Origin of the sequence: Sinosporangium album (assembly GCF_900100605.1) — a bacterium.
Lineage (GTDB): Bacteria > Actinomycetota > Actinomycetes > Streptosporangiales > Streptosporangiaceae > Sinosporangium > Sinosporangium album.
Map to the genome: position 1 here is coordinate 1 of NZ_FNCN01000058.1, position 16,020 is coordinate 16,020.

The following is a 16,020-nucleotide window of genomic DNA, read 5'->3' on the forward strand; positions in this document are numbered from 1 at the left end:
TACGCGGCGGCTTTTTTAAGGAACTCGTTTTCCGTCCGCAGTTCCCTGTTCTGGCGTTCGAGTTCGCGGAGGCGGGCTCTTTCGTCCACCGTCAGATCGGCTGCGGCGTTTGCTTCCTGCTGCTCCCGCCGGTAAGTGTTCACCCAATTGTGGAGGGTGTGGGAACTGATGCCGAGCTCACGCGCAACTTGAGCGACCGGGCGCGAGGTCTCGATGACTAGGCGTACGGCCTCTTCCCGGTACTCGGGCGAGAAGCTTTTTCTCTGTCGGGCCAAATCTCTTACCTTCCGGGTGACCCCCACTCTAGCGGGGGACCTGTCCGGAACCTTCGAGGCACCTCAACTTGGTGGCTGAGCTCGCGGCTCAGCCGTTGTGGACCGGTGGCCTTGCAGCCTAGAAGCAGGCCATCGAGGCTGTAGTCGGTGCGTCGACGTTGATGCTGTTGTCGCCACTCGCGATGATGGCATGGTCGATGTCGCGGATGACGGCGATCTCACATGCGATCTCGGATCAAAGTCACTACCGTCGTTCCAGTGATGACTGATGGCGTTTCGCTGGCACATAGCGCTTCCCATACTGGGCTGGACGAGGACGACCTGAAGTTGGTCGAAGGTCAATTCGGGCTTGGGGAGACAAGAAAGGTCACGTTCCTGCCCGAAGGGCTCATGAACCGCAACTGGCGCATTGATGCCGCCAACGGAGCGTATGCGCTCAAGCTCCTCCGCGATGTGTCCGCAGAAACGGCGTGTCGCAACGGCCTGGTGCTGACCGCATTGGCATCCGCTGGTTTACCCGTGTGCGCTCCCGTGGCGACTCGCGACGGGGACGTTCTACTCACGATCGGACCGAGGAGCTATCTGGTCTCTCCGTGGGCGGAAGGCGCCCACGTTGAGGGGACCGACCTTCCGCTCCACGAGGCCACGGACCTTGGTGCTCTGGTGGCGACAATCCATCGGGCCTTGGGGGACGCTGCCCGTGTTCCTCTCCCTCTGCCGGATGCTCGGCCGAGGGCGAAAGTGACCGGTCCGGATGAAGCGATCGGTAAGGCGGATCGACTGCTCGCCGTGATCGATGAGCTGGCCGAACCAGGTGAGTACGACGAATGCGCCAGGGAGCTTCTTTGGGAGCGCAAGGTCCTCATCGACAAACACCGGAGCTCGGCGCCGGCTGCGGGCGAGGCTGCGGGGCCTTTCGGCTGGACCCACGGCGACTTGCAGCATCGGAATGTGCTGCGATGCGACGGCAGGGTGACAGCGGTTCTGGATTGGGATCGGATCGGGGTCAGGCCGTTGGGAGAGGAAGTCGCGCGGACCGCGCAGGTTCAGTTCGGTGGTGAGCACGGGCGTCTTGACCTCGAACGGGTGGCCGCGTTCGTGGCCGGTTATCGATCGGTGACGCCGCTGTCGCGGGCCGATCTCGCGGACGCGGTGGAGCGGTTGTGGTGGAAGCGCATGTCCGACTACTGGATCTTCGAGTTCCACTACGACCGGGGCGATCACGGCCCTGACTCGTTGATGGCCGTCAGCGAGGAGCTCCTGGCGTGGTGGACCGATCGGCGGGACGATGTGGAAGAGGCGTTCTCTGCTGGAGCCTGATCCCCTTGCATGCCCGAGGCAGCCGGATCACAGTTCGATCATCGTTCGGATGCCTCGGCGAGCGGAGGCGTGGCCGAACGCCTCATTGACCCGCTCCAAGGGCCACCGCGAGGTGGCCAGGTCATCGGCGACCAGTCTTCCGGAGATGACCATACGAATGTAGGCGGGGATGTCCTGGAGAGAACGGACCTCGCCCATGACGGAGCCTGCCATGCGTCGGCCATGTCTCAGCAGTGCTGCGGGAAGGCGGATCTCGCCGCCCGGCGGCATCATGCCGACGACGATGGCATGCCCGCCGGGGGCGAGCGCCGCGAACGCCGTCTCAGCCAGATGCGGCTGGCCAACGGCCTCGATAGCGATGTCGACGCCTTGGCCGCCAGCCGCGTCCAGGATGGCCGGGAGCAGGTCGGCATTGGCCGGGTCAATCGTATGGGTCGCGCCAAGACGCATGGCGGCGTCCCTGCGGTGCGGTTCGAGGTCGGCGGCGATGATGCGTGTGGCGCCCGCGATGCCGGCTGCTTGGCTCGCGCCGAGACCGACGCCACCGCATCCGATGATGAGAACGGTCTGGCCTGGCCGCAGGTTCGCGGTGTTGAAGACGGTTGCCGCGCCAGTGGTCAGGCAGCAGCCGAGCAGGGCTGCAGCTTCGAAGGACACATCATCAGGAATCTGGATGAGCCCGGTGGCGTCAACGAGCATCATCTCGGCAAATGCGGATACGCCCAGGTACTGGCGGAACGGTTGCCCGTTGATCTGAAGTCGGCTGCGCTGGCGTTGCTTGCCAGAGGCGTCGCTGCAGTAGACCATCCGCCCCGAGAGGCAGGATCCGCACCGCCCACACGGCATTTGATCGCACACCAGTACGCGGTCACCAGCCTGGAACGTGGTAACCCCTTCCCCTACCTGTTCGACGATTCCACTGGCTTCATGGCCCAGGATCGTGGGCATCGGATAGGGGAAGCGGCCGGAGGCGAAGTGCAGATCTGTACCGCATATGCCGACGCTGGAGGTGCGTACCAGAACCTCGCCGTGCTCGGGTTCGCGAAGCTGGACCTCTCGAACGGTCATTGGTTCGCCGGGTTCGTATTGAACTGCAGCACGCATGCTGATGAGAGGCATCAGGTTCCCTTCATTCCGGAGCTGAGGAGGGACTGGAGTGTTGCCGCGAGGGTCGCGGCCACTTGCTCCATGTAATCGGGAGACGGCACGTCGGGGACCTTGAGAAGGATCGTTTGCCTTCGGAACCGCTGGTAGTTGGGGAAGTCGTGCTTGCCCGGAGGCATCCACCGCCCGCGCATGTGAGGCCAGTAGCGCTCGATCAGGCGGGGCTCAGTCATCAGCGGCGAGGTCAGCCAGTCGGCGTACAGTGCTCGAACGGGAAGGCCCGCTGCCTTGCATGCGGCGAAGAACGACGCGGGGTCGCTCACACGGATCTGTACGGTGAACGGGGTTCCGTACCAGCCACGTACTGTGTCGTCCGACACAGGTACTGGGGCGAGGGGAAGGTCCGCTTCAGTGATCAGCTGAGTGAGGTGGGCCAGGTTGGTTTCGGAGTTCCTCATCCGGTCCGGCAGGGAGCGCAGTTGCACTCGGGCGATCACGGCGGCTAGGGCGGGCATTCGGAATTTGTAGGAGGCTGCGGCTTCGGTCAGAGGCACCAGCTCTGGATCGGTGAGCTCCTCTTCGAGCCGGAACGGGTGGTGCCCTAGCGTCATGGCCCGTTGATAGATCCCGGGATCAGAGGTCGTGAGGACTCCTCCCTCGCCCCCGGAGACCGCCTTGGACTCCTGGAGGCTGAAACAGCCGGCCACGCCCCAGGAGCCGATGGAACGCCCCCGGTAGACGGCCCCGTGAGCGTGAGAGCAATCCTCGACGACTGGGACGGGGAGATCGGCGAATCGCTCCATCGAGGCGGGAACACCCCATGCGTGGGTTGCCAGCACGGCCGAGCAGTTCGACGGGTTGATACCGGCGGGGTCGAGGTTCGGTGAGTCCGCTGAGATGTCGGAGAAGAGGGGGAAGCTGCCTGCGTGAAAGGCTGCGTTGATCGCGGAAATCCACGTCATCGGGGACATGGCTACGCCCTGGTCGGGCGTGACGCCGACGGCGTGAAGGGCGCCGTGCAGCGACGCCGTGCCGGAGTTGAACGACAGGGCGTGGGTGGTGCCGGTCAGGGCGGCGAATGCATCCTCGATTGCTGTGACGGCAGGGCCGCGGCCGATTTCAGATAGGGAGCCAGACCTTATGAGCGCGGTCACCGCGCTGACCTCGTCGTCGCCGTACTTGGGGTGTTTGGGGAAGGGGATGGTTACCCGCTGAGTGGCCACTACGTTGGCACCACTCTTGAAGGAACCTGGTGCTTGGCCGCATCCTCAGGAGTTCGATGGAGGTGCCGACCGTCGGCTCCCGAGGGGAGGGGGCAGGAGAGCCAGAACACCTCCAGGTCCTGCTCGCCACTGACGGCGACGATGTCGTGCTCGACCCCTGCCGGTGTGTAAACGATGTCGCCGGGCTGAACCTGATGGACGGTATCGCCGATGACAAAGGTCCCGGCCCCTGAGGCTACGAACCAGAATTCGTCGAAGTCATGGTAGTGCCGGTCGAACCTGCTAGTGCCGGTGGCCCGGAGCCGGAAGCGCCCGGCTGAGTGGACCGGGCAGCCGGGTGGCCGGTTCGCGGCGTTGAGCTTTTCGTTGGAAGCGGTGCGGATCAGCGTCATCGAGAGTTCCTCACAGGAGGTGACGGGGCAGGACGGTTGGGGTCTCGGTATTGATCGCCTGAAGGTCGGCGGTCAGGTGGTCGGCGAGGCGACAGGCCATCTGATGCTCGTTACGGCCGGCGTGGAAGAGCAGGAGCCGGGTAGCGATCCGGGCACGGTGCAGGGTCAGCGCCCACATCTGGTCGAGGCTGGGGCAGTTGGCGAAGTAGCCGCTCAGGAGAGCCTTAGAGATCTCTGCGTGCTCGCGGAGGATGAATCCGGCGATGTCCGCGAGGGGATCTCCGCCTCGGGCACTTTCCAGGTCGATGAAACCGCTGATCGCCCCGTTCCCAGGGGTGAAGAAGATATGTCGTGCGGCGCAGTCCCCCAACAGCAATCGGGGACCCGTGTCGTGCAGGCGCCACAGATTTCTGGAAACGATGTGAACAGCGGAGGAGGCCAGCTCGCCTAGGCAGCCAGAGCGTGCTGCTGTCTCCGGTCCTGACTGGATCGACGCGAGAAGCGATGAGTATGGAGCGGTACCGGAGGGAGTGAGCCTCCCATACCCGTGGACGGAGATGCTGTGGGCGATGCGTAGAAGAACTCCGGCGTCCCTGGCTGCATGGAGTACAGCGGACTGTGGCCTCGAAAAAGAGGTGTCGAAACGCTCAGGGGAGCCGGTGAGCGGCACACCTGCGCACCGGGACTCGACGCTGATCGAATCGTCACACCAGATCACCTGCGGCACAGGTATCCCGTGGTCGGCGAGGGACCGGCCAGCCCAGGCGGCGGTCTCATACCTTGATCCAGGACGAAGCGGAGCTTTCACTATGAGATGGCAGCCCTCGACTGTTCGAGCTGCGAACACAAGATTGTCCGCTCCGTTTGTGTACGGCATCAGACCGGCATGGTCCAGTCTGATGCCCTCCCCAGTGATCTTCTCTAGGAGCCGGTCGGCGACGCTCGCGTGTGTCAACCCCATGGCCGCACCTGCCGTACCTCGACGGGCCTACCGGTGCTGATCGAGAGTTGCGCCGCGTCGAGCAGGGCAGCGGAACCGAGCCCGTCAGGCAGTGGAGGGCCTCCGTACACGGCGTCGATCATCGCGGTGATGCGGGGGCCATGGCCCTCGGACGGAGTGCGGAGATGGACGGCGGACGGCTGATCGGGAGATCTGTCGTAGAAGATCTCCACGGTGTCCAGGCCTCCCCAGCGGCATCCGGCCTTCGGTGTATCGACTCGCCAGTGCCCATCGGCGCTGGTCTTATGGCCCAGGCCGCTGAAGCCGCCCTGAAAGTTGAACACAGAATCATCGGAGTAGCGGACTGTGACAGATGCACTCGTGCAGTGGCCTTCTGGGCGAGGAAGCGGTGTCTCCCTGCAGATGAGTGAGGTGGGGTCGGCATGGATGATCTGTCCGATCTGATCGAAGGCGTGCACGGCCAGATCTTGGAGAGCGGGGTAGGGAAGGCGGGGGCGAAAGCCCGGAGCAGGCAAATGTACGAACATGTCCGCGCTGACCACGTAGGGACCCGGGCCAAGGCCGTGGATGAGGTCGCGTACTTCCAGGAACCTTGCATCATGGCCTCGGTTGTTCATCACGCCGAGCACTAGGCCCGCGGATCTCGCCAGCTGGGTGAGCTCCTGGGCTTCGTCGAGGCAGAGCGCGAGTGGTTTCTCAGTGAAGACGTGGAGTCGGTGTTCCAATGCCATGCGGGTGTAGTGGGCGTGGGAGTCCGTGGGTGTCAGGTTGACAATGATCTTTGCCTGGACGGCGTCGAGTGCTGCGTCCAGGTTCGGGAACCACGGCACATGGGCGAGGCCGCACTTCTCCGCGATCCGGATAGCCGTGTCCGGGAAGCCATCGACCAGGGCGGCGACGGTGATACGCGGGTCGGCGGACAGGGTACGGATCCAACGGCCAGAGATCAGTCCACATCCCAAGATGATCGTGTTCACCGACTGCCGCCCAAGTAGGGCTCAAGCAGCTGGCATGCCTGATCGAGGACCTGAGCGGCGGGCAGAGCTGCGGAGAGGGGCAGGCAGACGGGGGCTATCGGGTTCCGGAAATGGGCGCAAAAGGCGCGGGCGAAGACCGGGTCGTAGTAGAGGGAGGGCATGTCCGTGCGGGTTCGTGCACGCTCAGTCAGCACCTCGTGATCAGCGATCAGAAGTAATGTCACGTGAGGTACCATCGCCAGGCCTTTGTTGATCTGCTGGTTGACGAGGGTACGGGCGCGACTGCCGGTGTTCAGGCCTTTCATGGCGCCGACTGCGCGCAGGTGGGCCAGTAGCGTGTCAACCGTTCGGTCGAGAACAATTCGCCGCCTCGTCGCAAGCGCCTCCTGAGCATGGCGAAGCCGTACCTTCTCGATCTCCAGATGGACGGCGAGGGCGCTGAGCTGCTCGGCTTCGCTGGTCACGTGAGGGACTGGAAGCATGGAGGGGGCCGGTGCCGAATGGTAGTAGCACGGCACAACGCTGATGTTGCCGAGCCGATCGGCCAAGCCAGACGCCAGGGTGCTCTTGCCGGTGCACGACACGCCTTCAAGTCCGATGATCACGTCGCGGCCTCCCGACGTCGGTGAGCTTTCGGAGCTGGTGCCGTAGTGGACGCGGGGTGATGGCCTCGAACGGCGTCCATGATCGCGAGCCAGGGGCCGACACTGCGTACGAAGTAGGCGATGAGCAGCTCGGCCGAGTCCTGGCCGAGCTGCCAGGCTGAGGGCTCTCCCGGGCGGGAACACGTGACAAGGGCCATTGGGACGAGCGTCGCGAGGGCAAGCCCGGACCATGCGGCTGCCCTGAGCTTTCGGCCGGATCTGGGAGCGACGCCGGCGATCGCGGCCACCACTGTCAGGGGAGAGGCGGCCAGCCAGGCGGCGGCGCGATAGGCGGCGACTCCGGTGAGGACGGCCAGGTGTCCGTGCGAACTCGTTTCGCCCGATGCTGTTCGCAGGACGGCTGGGTAATCGAGATAGGAGCAGAACCAGCGGCGTCCTTGGGCGACGACTTCGGCGAGGGAGTCAGGTGCGGGTACGGCCGTTACTTTGGCCAGGCTTTGAGTGGTGATGCCGTGCAGCGTGAGAGCTACTCCAGTAGGCACGTCGTCTAGCACAGTGCTCTCAGGCAGTCCGCCGAGGTCGGCGAAGACATCGTGCCGCATGAACAGGCCATGTCCGACAGGCTGCGACAAGCCCGCACGCAACCGTGCCCGCCATCCCGGGCGGTCGGCTGAAAACTGGTAGCGACGCGCATAAGGAATCTCGCGGCGAAGAGTCCATAGGGTCTGCAGCAGCGCCGAACCGCGGACCAGTGTCGCGGTGGTGGTTCGGGGTGTGAGATGGATCGCGTGCTGCTGGATGATGGTCGGTCCGCCGTCTCGATGGGACGTGAGTAGCGAGTAGGTGGCGGTCAGCAGTTCGGGCTCAGGGCGGGAATCGACGTCGTAGATCGCGATGTAGCCCGTCGCGGGGAGTGATTGTGCTGCGTAGTTGATTTGCGCGGCCTTGCGGCCGAGGCCCGGGTACGTCAAGTGGTGGATTTGCGCTGGGCCGCCTTCGGCCATGAGCTGGTTGACGACGTCGCGGGTGAGCGGCGCTTGAGCGATGATCTCTGCCGCGACGTCGCGGTTCAGATGTCCGTTTGCCGCTGCTCGCGCTTGCTTGAGGGCAGTGAGCGCGCACCTGGATAACTGTGGGAATGCAGCCGAGTTGAGTCGGCGAGCGGAGCAGAGCGCGGCAATGAGGAGGTCGCGATCATGCTCCTCGCGGGCGGTGGACACGATGGTGAGGCTCATGCCGGGAAAGCTCGATAGGATTTGCCGCCACCAGTCCAGTGCCGCTCTGACATGCTCCTGTTCGCGAAGGACGGGGAGGATGACATGCACCTCTGGCGGTTGAACACCGGTGGAATGGTCATCCATGGGACTGTCGGCGTCGCGGAGCCATGCGAGCGTCCGAATGAGCTGCCAGTTCCCGAGGGTGTGCCTGGCCACCAAGGTCGCGGCTGATAGCCAGGCGATGGCGCGTGCGGCTTTACCAGGATTCATCGGACTCCGCCTTCAGCACGGATCGCAGCATTTTTCGATAGGTAATTCGGAGTGGGCAGAGTGGGTAGTCGTCGTTCCAGGGTTTCGCCGGCCCCGCGAAGTGCAGGATGGCTGCGCTCGGCTCGTCGGCCAAGAGCGTGGCCAGTGGTGAGTAGGGCTCGGCATCGTCGTGTCGGTAGCCAGGCTGGATGGCGAGCGCGGAGATGCCGAAGGTGTTCCACTTGCGATCCAGCCGCAGCCACCGGTCCTCGGCGGCGACGTTCAGCGCGTCTTGATCCCACAGCAGCACGTCGTCGGGGTGCTCGGCGAGGAATCGGCGGGCTTTCGTGAATAGGCCTTGCCGCTCGCACGCGGGCAGGTCTAGGAGCATGACTCCGGAGTTGAAGTAATCCCTACCGCGTGGCAGCCCCAGCTCCGCCCAGCCCGGCAGTGCGATTCCCGTGCCGATGACAGGATTCTGGGGGTCCCGGACCGCGCCCAGGGCAGCCCCGTTCAAGGGGGTCAGGAGGAGTGGCCGCAGGTCCCTTAGCGCCAGGGTGTCGGCGTCCACGTAGAGGACCTTCTCGTGCTGGCTGACGGCCTCCCCGATCTGCAGCCGCAGATAGACCGCCTTGGAAACCCATCCTGAGACCGGTCCAGAGGGAGAGGTCCGCACCTGGAGCAGTTCGAGGTCCAGCCCGAGCCGGTGTCCGTGACGCTGTAACACCTTTCGGCTATGGGCGGACAAGCCCTCGTGCATCACCAGAAGGCGTACATCGGGAGTGACCATGGCCAGTGACTGCAAGAGCACTGACAAAGGCCGGACGTAGCCATCGTCGACGCAGCACACAATCGGCGGGAGCAGTTGATTCATCACGTGACCCCCACGGGCTGATGGAGATGCCAATGCAGGGTCCGGGAGAGACCGTCATGCAGATCTACCCTCGGCGCCCAGCCCAGTACCTGAGCTGCTCGCGTGATGTCGGGACGGCGACGCCGCGGATCGTCGGCGGGAAGGTCGACGAACTCGATCGGCGAAGGTGATCCGCACAGGTCGCGGATCAGTTTCGCCAGCTCCAGAACGGTAACTTCGTTCGTCGCGCCGATGTTGACCGGCTCGGCGAAGCCCGACGTGAGCAGTCGGATAAGTCCATCGACGGTGTCGTCCACATAGCACAGGGAACGGGTTTGGGTCCCGTTGCCGGCGATCGTGAGAGGTTGGCGGGCGCGGGCTTGCCGGATGAAGGTCGGAACCACTCTGCTGTCACCGTCGGACATCCGAGGTCCGTAGGTGTTGAAGATCCGGGCGACGGCGACTCGCTGCCCCGCTCGCCCGGCCTGTGCGGTCACCGCTTCAGCGAACCGCTTGGCCTCGTCGTAGACGCTTCGCGGGCCGATCGGATTGACGTTTCCCAGGTAGGACTCCTTCTGCGGGTGTTCCATCGGGTCGCCGTATACCTCGGACGTGGAGGCCAGCAGGAATGTCGCGTTCTTCTGCTGGGCGGTCTTCGTCATGTTCAGCGTGCCCAGCGCTCCGGCACGCAGGGTGGCCTGCGGCATCGCCAGATAGTCCCGCGGAGCGGCAGGTGAGGCCAGATGCATGATGGCGTCGATCGTGCCTGCTATACGGCGGGGCATGGTGACGTCATGGAGCAGGAACGTAAAGGAGCGCTGATCGATCAGCGAGGAGAGGTTGCTGAGTCGGCCGGTCGACAGGTTGTCGGCGCCGAGCACACACGCGCCCGATCTGATCAACGATTCGCATAGGTGTGATCCGAGGAAGCCCGCAGCTCCGGTCACCAGAATGCGGGCGCCGTCGAGGTCATGACCGTTCACCGGGACCCCCTGCTGCGATCGCCGAAAGCGTCGACCCACAAGGCGGCAATGGACCCCCTTCGAGTTGAGGGCACGTCGTAGAAACCAGGTGCGTGACGTTGGCTTGCGAGGAGTGCGGCGGCTGCGATCATTTCGGCCTTGATGAGATGGATCGCCGCCCCTACGGCCGAGGTGTGTAGGAAGTTCACGGCATTGCCGTTGCCGAGGAGGAAGATGGAGCTCTCGGGTCCGGTGCTGATCCGCGCGACGCCCGGGATCAGTTCGTGCAAGGCGTGACTGCCCTTGGGGTTACTCAGATCGGGCAGGTCGAACTCGTCGTCTCCGGAGGTAGCCCCGGCTAGAAAGGCCCCGTTGCGCATGAGGGACAGGTGTTTCGTGCCCAGGGCTCGATTGCCCGTCGCTGAGAACACCAGGTCGGCGCTGGACAGAGCCTCAGCCAGGCTTGCTGATCCGTAGCCAACCGCGATGGCCTGGGCCTGGCGCACAGGATCGGTGTCCACGACGAGAACTCGCACGTGCCGCTCATGGAGCGCGGAGGCGATACCTGCCCCGATTTTCCCGTAACCGAGCACACACGCTCGGCGGCCTTGAAGAACCTCGCCGAGGTGTCGTAGCAGGGTCTCGACCGAGAAGACGATCGCTTCACCGACCAGCCGATCCTCCGCCTCCTTCAACGGGCTGCGGGCCACGCTGTAGATGGGGCACGGCACCGTGGGCAGCGCTTCATAGCGGCGATGCCCGTTCTCGGTATCCTCGACTACGCCGACAATGAGGCCGGGGAGGGCCACGCACAGCTCGCCGAGCGCTGGGGCGAAGTAGCCGCCCACGTCCAAGAGCACGACTCGGCGGCCTGCAGTGCGCTCGGTCACATAGCCGATCAGCCATTCGGGGTCGGCGCACCGGGCCCGGTCGAGTGGGTCACAGCGATAGTTTCCGACGATCCCATCCAGGACTCGCCGATCTGCGGATTTGGGCTTCGGCAGTACGGCAGCGATCTGCGCCGTGTGCTCAAGGGCGGACAGGAAGTCCATCTGGCCGGGCAACAGATGGGTGATGACCAGAGACGATGCGTCAGTGGTCGGCAAGCGTGAGGCCAGCCGCGAGAAGAAGCCAGCCGCCGGAGTAGACATCAAGGCGCTGCCATCGCCATCGGCCAGAAAGGTCTCTCGCGCCGCTGGCAGGTGGTTATCTGCCGATTGCCCGTGGCCGTGAGGCAGATGGAGCTGGGATGTGTGCATCGGCCGCCTTCCGTAGACAGGACTCAGGCTCTGTCTTGGACGGTAGGACGGCTATTGGCTTCACTTCCGGAACCTGGTTCCGGGGTAGGAACCAGGTTCCGGGTTCCGCAGGTCAGTTGATCTGGAGAAGGTGCGCTATCTGGGCGAGCGCTGTGGGGGCGTCTTCGAACAGCACTCCGGCCATGCCGAGACGTTCTGCTGGTGGCAGGTTGTGTGCGGTGTCGTCGACGAATACGCAGGCTGATGGCGGAAGGCCCATCTTGTCGGACGTGAACCGGTAGATCTCCTCATCAGGCTTGCTGAGCCGGACTTGATCGGAAATGACGACAGCATCGAACCTGTCCTCCAAGTCATATCCGGCATAGGGGTCGTAACTGCCGGTTCCCCATGAGTTCGACAAGACTGCGGTGGCGATTCCCTTCCTACGTGCTCGGGCGACCATCTCCAAGACCTCCTCGCAGGGTTGGAGGTCGGCGAGGATCCGGCCCAGCAGACCAGCGGCGTCTACGCCGAGGAGACGTGCAAGAGTCGCCTCGAACTCCTTCTGAGGCAGGCGCCCGTCTTCGACGCCGGTCAGTGCGGTACGCCCCTCTGCTGTACGGCGAAGCACATGCCCAACGGCATCGTCGCCAAGGCCCTCCCGGACGCTGAAATCGCGCAGCGCGCCGTAGAAGTCCGTTGTGATCACTCCGCCGAAATCCAGAATCAGCCCGCGATACACCTGCACCACGCCTCCGGTTATGAGATCGCCTTCAATTCGATGAGTTTCTCACCGAGCCGCCGGACGGTTGGGGTTCGAGTCGGCCGGACGGTGGTGAAGAGCCTCGCCACCCGTTTCAAGCTATCGGCATGCCGGGTCTCCATGATGATCTTCAGTGCATCCATGGCCTGCTCGGCGCCATCGTCGATCTTCCTGTCCTGGACGTACGCCTCGGCAAGATCGATATGCGCGGTGCAGCGATGCTTGCGCAACGCAGGGTCCAGGCGTCCGAGCGCGGCGAGCAACTCGTTCTGTGCCTCGGCATATCGGCCCAGACGCATCAGGCCGCCCCCGCGATAGGCGGTCAGCTTGTCAGCGTTGAACAGCCCGATCCCCAGCCATTCCACAGCGGCGGCATCCCGCTCCAAGTGAGAAGCCGCCTCATCCAGAAGCCGTTCACATTCGTGACCCTCACCGGAGGAGGCGTGCATCTCTGATGCGACGGCCGAAAGCCAGCCATGGGTGATCGGGTGCATTCCTCGTTCAGCCACATCGAGCGCACCGCAGGCGAAACCGAGGCCGGCCCTGCGGTCGCCGCTGTAGGCGGCATGGAAGGCTCGGCACCCGAGTGCGAACGCCAGCAACTCCGGATCCTCGATCTGCTGGCCAGCCCGCGCCGCGATCGCAAGGTACTGCCGGGAGGAGTCGAAATCGCCCAAGTCCAGCATCAGCATGGTGCCGACAAGCGCGCCCATCTGGCCGATCATGGATACGACTCGGTCACGATGCGCCCCGGCGTCCGGTGCGAGTTCGAGGAGCACATTGAGGGTGCCGTACGCCGGTCCGATCAGCGAGAACGCCGACGAGGACCGATAGGCCCGGCGGTAGCCGAGCGTCACCTGTTCCAGCCCCTCCAATGTCTCCGAATCCAGACGATGCCTTCCAGAACTAACCGATTGGAGCCGGTCACTCAAATCGCGGACCTGCACCGGATGGCTGCGGAGCAGGTCGAGCATGCTCATGACGGAAGCGGCGGCCTGCCCGAAGAACCACCGGCGTTTCACCTCGTCCCACATCTCCCAGTCCGGTGGATTGATCAGCAAGTGCATCAGCTTCAGAGCCTGCCCCTGCTCGGACGGTTCATTCTCACGCTCTGTGCGAGCATCCAGAGCGATCAAGTGCTTCAGCGGGACACGCAGCAGATCTGAGATCGTTTGAGCAAGGGTGAGACTATCCAGGCGGATCACGCCAGTCTCTACTTTCGACACCCAGCTCTCGCTTCGCCCGATCCGAGCGCCGAACTCCAACTGCGAGAACCCCCTACGACGTCGCGACTCCGCCACACGGCGTCCGACCAAGATGTCGACCTCGTTCATGGCGCACCCGCCATCTTGAGTTTGATCCGCCATCCGACCTTGCCTCGCAGAATCGAAGCTAGTGCATTGACGACGTCGTAGCCATGGACGGTTGAGTTCCTGGAAGTTTCGTCGAAAGCCGACATCCGTACGGCCCGCTGGAGAGGTTCAAAGGCGTGAGTTGGGACGGGTGGAAGTCCAGTCCTGTCCTGGCGGACGACCTGCGCAGGGGGGCGATGGTGTCCACCGAATGCTCCGACCGGGCCTGCCCAAGGAGGCCAACCAAGGCGCAGGCGCTTTCTCAACCCCGATCACAGGCACCCTCCGGGCTCCCCTCCCGGATGGCGATGGGTCGGACCCGCCAATGGGATTCACAGCCCGAGCCAAGGGAACCTGTGAGAAGGTGCTTGCGACTTCGCATGGCAGGGGCACGACCGAGGGAGCTGTCGTGGTGGTTTCTGATGTCTACTTTCTCGCCTTGCATGAGCCGTATCGGTCTGCGCAGCATCCCGTGCCGATCAATGCCGTGATCGTGCACGCCCGCACTCTGTTGCATCCGGCGCTGCCACAACCGGACGGGTCGCTCATGTACCGCTGCCTGACCGAGTTCCCCGACCGCTGTCCGGGGTGCGTCGTGCCGCTGTCGACCCTGACGTTCGAGCTCGACGGCGGACGGAACTGGTCCGAGATCGGCGACTGGGAGCAGGTCGTCGAGCACACGGTAAGGCTGGCACGCACCGGCCGTTGCGACGCCATGCCGCTCGGACTGCCGGACGTAACGGCCGCGCTGCTGGCCAACGGCCCCACCACCGCCGTCCGCTTCGGTGGGAGGGCACCCGTCGACCCGGCCGAACGGCAGCGGCACCTGGACGACCTCGCCGCGCTGGTGAAGCAGGCCGCCCGCCAGGGCGCCTTCTGGCCGGGCGACGACCTCGTGCCCGTCCCGGCACTTCCCGAGGCGCTGCCGTATCAACCACACCGCGCGGGCCGGGCCGGGTTCCGCTTCTCTTGGCAGGAATGAAGCTCATCGGGACCGGAATTCTCATCCCCGGGTGAGGAGGCATTCGCCTCGTCTCGTCGCTGGAGCTGAACTGGTCGCGGCCTTCGGGAACTGATCTCTCACCTGGCCCCCAGCAGGGCGGCGGCTGTACACCCTGCCCGGCAAGTGCATGCGCACGTTGTGCACCCGGCCGGATCATCAACACCCCGGCCCGGCAGTGGCGAGAAAGCCCAGGTCAGCCCGACCCTCATTGGTAATGAGGGTCGGGCGGGGCAGTGCTGGACAGCCGTCGGCGAGGGCCTGGCGGCGGTCGCCCAGGCCATGGGCTTCGTCGGGGGCGAGGCAGCGCAGCGCCGGAGGTCGTAGCGCGCCACGTACACAGCTGCACATCAATGACTATCGGGCCACCAGGGGTTCTGACCTGCGAAAACTCTGAATGGCACACGATTCGTGTGCTATTCCGGTTCGAGGCGAAGCGCTTGCGCTGTGGAAGCGCTGGCCGGTGTCGTAGGTCGGCATACTGCGGTGAGGGGCCACGACCGCTCAGACGACCCCCGCTCTCTCAGGGTTCCCGCTATCCGTGTTCCAGCCGCGCACGCACGGCGTCGCTTCCCATCCCCTCCTCACGACATGGGACGGAAGCGGCGAGCAGCGAGATCTCCGATGTGTACGGCAACGACACCCGGATCAACGAGGAGCGTATGTTCCACATGGTCGCGGTCGACCTCGCCAAGGCGTGGGACTACATCAGTCACCTTTTGCGACTGTGTGATGACTCTGGGGTTCAGATCCGCGAAGTGGATGTGAACCTCGACGACGGCCGCAGATACAGGTCGTCGCCGAGGCGGGCCTCAACCGGCTCGTGGTCCTCGACAAGGGAAGGGGGTGGTGACAGCAACCCCCGACGACCGGGCAACTACCACCCAGGTCACCGACTTCTTCGAGGTGGAGCGATGGACCGTCGACAAGGCGATGACCCGTCGCAGGGCGGAGTTCGAAGGGGCCTTCCACCTTGAACGTGGACACCGTTTCTCACGCAGCGGCGGTCAGCCTACCTGCGGTCCGCTCATAGTCGATCGGGCTCACATGGCCCAGACGGGAATGCCTTCTCCGGGTGTTGTACCTGGTGATCCACCGGAACACGGCCAGACGCGCCTCACGCGCCGAGCCCCAACCGGGAGCACCCTGAAGGGTCTCGCGTTTGAGAGTCGCGTTCAACGACTCGGCGGCGCTGTTGTCCGCACTCGAACCCACCGCGCCACGCGAGCGCACGACCCCGAGACGCCGGCACGCCCGCTCGAACTCCTCTGAGCAGTACTGCGCCCCGTTGTCGCTGTGGAAGACCGCCCCCTCCAGTCTGCCGCCCCTGGTGCGGGCCGCCGCCTCCAGCGCGTCGACGACGAGCCCGGTGCGCATGCGGTCGGCGATCGACCAGCCCGCCAACCGGCGCGAGTGCAGGTCCATCACCGTCGCCAGGTACAGGAAGCGGCCCGACCCGACAGGAAGATACGTGATGTCGCCCGCATACCTCCGGTTCGGCGCCGGAGCGGTGAAGTCACGCCTGAGCA

General features: G+C 64.6%; 16 protein-coding genes. 2 read left to right on the top strand and 14 right to left on the bottom strand.

The genetic code is table 11. The features are described from left to right. Nucleotides 1-275, bottom strand: a 275-nt coding sequence (locus tag BLQ73_RS29730; RefSeq protein ID WP_176955765.1) for a transposase, incomplete at its 3' end; no start/stop codon positions are given. A gap of 261 nt (nt 276-536) precedes the next feature. Here BLQ73_RS29730 and BLQ73_RS29735 point away from each other — a divergent pair. Then, nucleotides 537-1,595, top strand: coding sequence for a phosphotransferase (locus BLQ73_RS29735; protein WP_093176000.1), 1,059 nt, complete (start codon nt 537-539; stop codon nt 1,593-1,595). A gap of 27 nt (nt 1,596-1,622) precedes the next feature. On the opposite strand, the gene BLQ73_RS29740 is transcribed toward BLQ73_RS29735, so the two are convergent. The 12 genes from BLQ73_RS29740 to BLQ73_RS29795 form a co-directional block, all read right to left on the bottom strand. Further along, nucleotides 1,623-2,714 carry a zinc-binding dehydrogenase gene (locus BLQ73_RS29740; protein WP_093176002.1) on the bottom strand — a complete coding sequence of 364 codons (1,092 nt, stop codon included), beginning with the start codon at nt 2,712-2,714 and terminating at the stop codon, nt 1,623-1,625. Then, on the bottom strand, nt 2,714-3,922 hold the full coding sequence (locus tag BLQ73_RS29745; RefSeq protein WP_093176005.1) for a DegT/DnrJ/EryC1/StrS family aminotransferase: 1,209 nt from the start codon (nt 3,920-3,922) through the stop codon (nt 2,714-2,716). Before BLQ73_RS29745 ends, BLQ73_RS29740 begins: the two co-directional genes overlap by 1 nt. Next, nucleotides 3,922-4,314 carry a cupin domain-containing protein gene (locus tag BLQ73_RS29750; RefSeq protein ID WP_093176007.1) on the bottom strand — a complete coding sequence of 131 codons (393 nt, stop codon included), beginning with the start codon at nt 4,312-4,314 and terminating at the stop codon, nt 3,922-3,924. The genes BLQ73_RS29745 and BLQ73_RS29750 overlap by 1 nt, the downstream gene beginning before the upstream one ends. 10 nt (nt 4,315-4,324) lie before the next feature. Continuing rightward, on the bottom strand, nt 4,325-5,275 hold the full coding sequence (locus BLQ73_RS29755; RefSeq protein WP_093176010.1) for a phosphotransferase family protein: 951 nt from the start codon (nt 5,273-5,275) through the stop codon (nt 4,325-4,327). Next, nucleotides 5,266-6,252 carry a Gfo/Idh/MocA family protein gene (locus BLQ73_RS29760; RefSeq protein WP_093176012.1) on the bottom strand — a complete coding sequence of 329 codons (987 nt, stop codon included), beginning with the start codon at nt 6,250-6,252 and terminating at the stop codon, nt 5,266-5,268. The genes BLQ73_RS29755 and BLQ73_RS29760 overlap by 10 nt, the downstream gene beginning before the upstream one ends. Continuing rightward, nucleotides 6,249-6,857, bottom strand: a complete 609-nt coding sequence (locus tag BLQ73_RS29765) for a DEAD/DEAH box helicase family protein (protein ID WP_093176015.1) — start codon at nt 6,855-6,857, stop codon at nt 6,249-6,251. The genes BLQ73_RS29760 and BLQ73_RS29765 overlap by 4 nt, the downstream gene beginning before the upstream one ends. Continuing rightward, nucleotides 6,854-8,344 (bottom strand): glycosyltransferase family protein, encoded by a 1,491-nt coding sequence (locus BLQ73_RS29770; protein ID WP_093176017.1) that lies wholly within the window; start codon nt 8,342-8,344, stop codon nt 6,854-6,856. Before BLQ73_RS29770 ends, BLQ73_RS29765 begins: the two co-directional genes overlap by 4 nt. Continuing rightward, entirely contained in the window at nt 8,331-9,197 is an 867-nt protein-coding gene (locus tag BLQ73_RS29775; RefSeq protein WP_093176021.1) for a glycosyltransferase family 8 protein, read from the bottom strand. Before BLQ73_RS29775 ends, BLQ73_RS29770 begins: the two co-directional genes overlap by 14 nt. Continuing rightward, nucleotides 9,197-10,159 carry an NAD-dependent epimerase/dehydratase family protein gene (locus tag BLQ73_RS29780; protein ID WP_093176024.1) on the bottom strand — a complete coding sequence of 321 codons (963 nt, stop codon included), beginning with the start codon at nt 10,157-10,159 and terminating at the stop codon, nt 9,197-9,199. The genes BLQ73_RS29775 and BLQ73_RS29780 overlap by 1 nt, the downstream gene beginning before the upstream one ends. Beyond that, complete coding sequence (locus BLQ73_RS29785) at nt 10,156-11,397, bottom strand: adenosylhomocysteinase (protein WP_093176026.1); 1,242 nt, start codon at nt 11,395-11,397, stop codon at nt 10,156-10,158. Before BLQ73_RS29785 ends, BLQ73_RS29780 begins: the two co-directional genes overlap by 4 nt. Before the next feature lie 112 nt (nt 11,398-11,509). Continuing rightward, nucleotides 11,510-12,127, bottom strand: a complete 618-nt coding sequence (locus BLQ73_RS29790) for an HAD family hydrolase (RefSeq protein WP_176955766.1) — start codon at nt 12,125-12,127, stop codon at nt 11,510-11,512. Between the two features lie 8 nt (nt 12,128-12,135). Then, nucleotides 12,136-13,473 (bottom strand): helix-turn-helix domain-containing protein, encoded by a 1,338-nt coding sequence (locus BLQ73_RS29795; RefSeq protein ID WP_176955767.1) that lies wholly within the window; start codon nt 13,471-13,473, stop codon nt 12,136-12,138. Nucleotides 13,474-13,900: 427 nt separating this feature from the next. On the opposite strand from BLQ73_RS29795, the gene BLQ73_RS29800 reads away from it, so the two are divergent. Beyond that, complete coding sequence (locus BLQ73_RS29800) at nt 13,901-14,473, top strand: hypothetical protein (RefSeq protein WP_093176034.1); 573 nt, start codon at nt 13,901-13,903, stop codon at nt 14,471-14,473. A 1,011-nt stretch (nt 14,474-15,484) separates the two neighbouring features. On the opposite strand, the gene BLQ73_RS29805 is transcribed toward BLQ73_RS29800, so the two are convergent. Continuing rightward, on the bottom strand, nt 15,485-16,020 hold a 536-nt coding region (locus BLQ73_RS29805), incomplete at its 5' end, for an IS3 family transposase (RefSeq protein ID WP_143020520.1).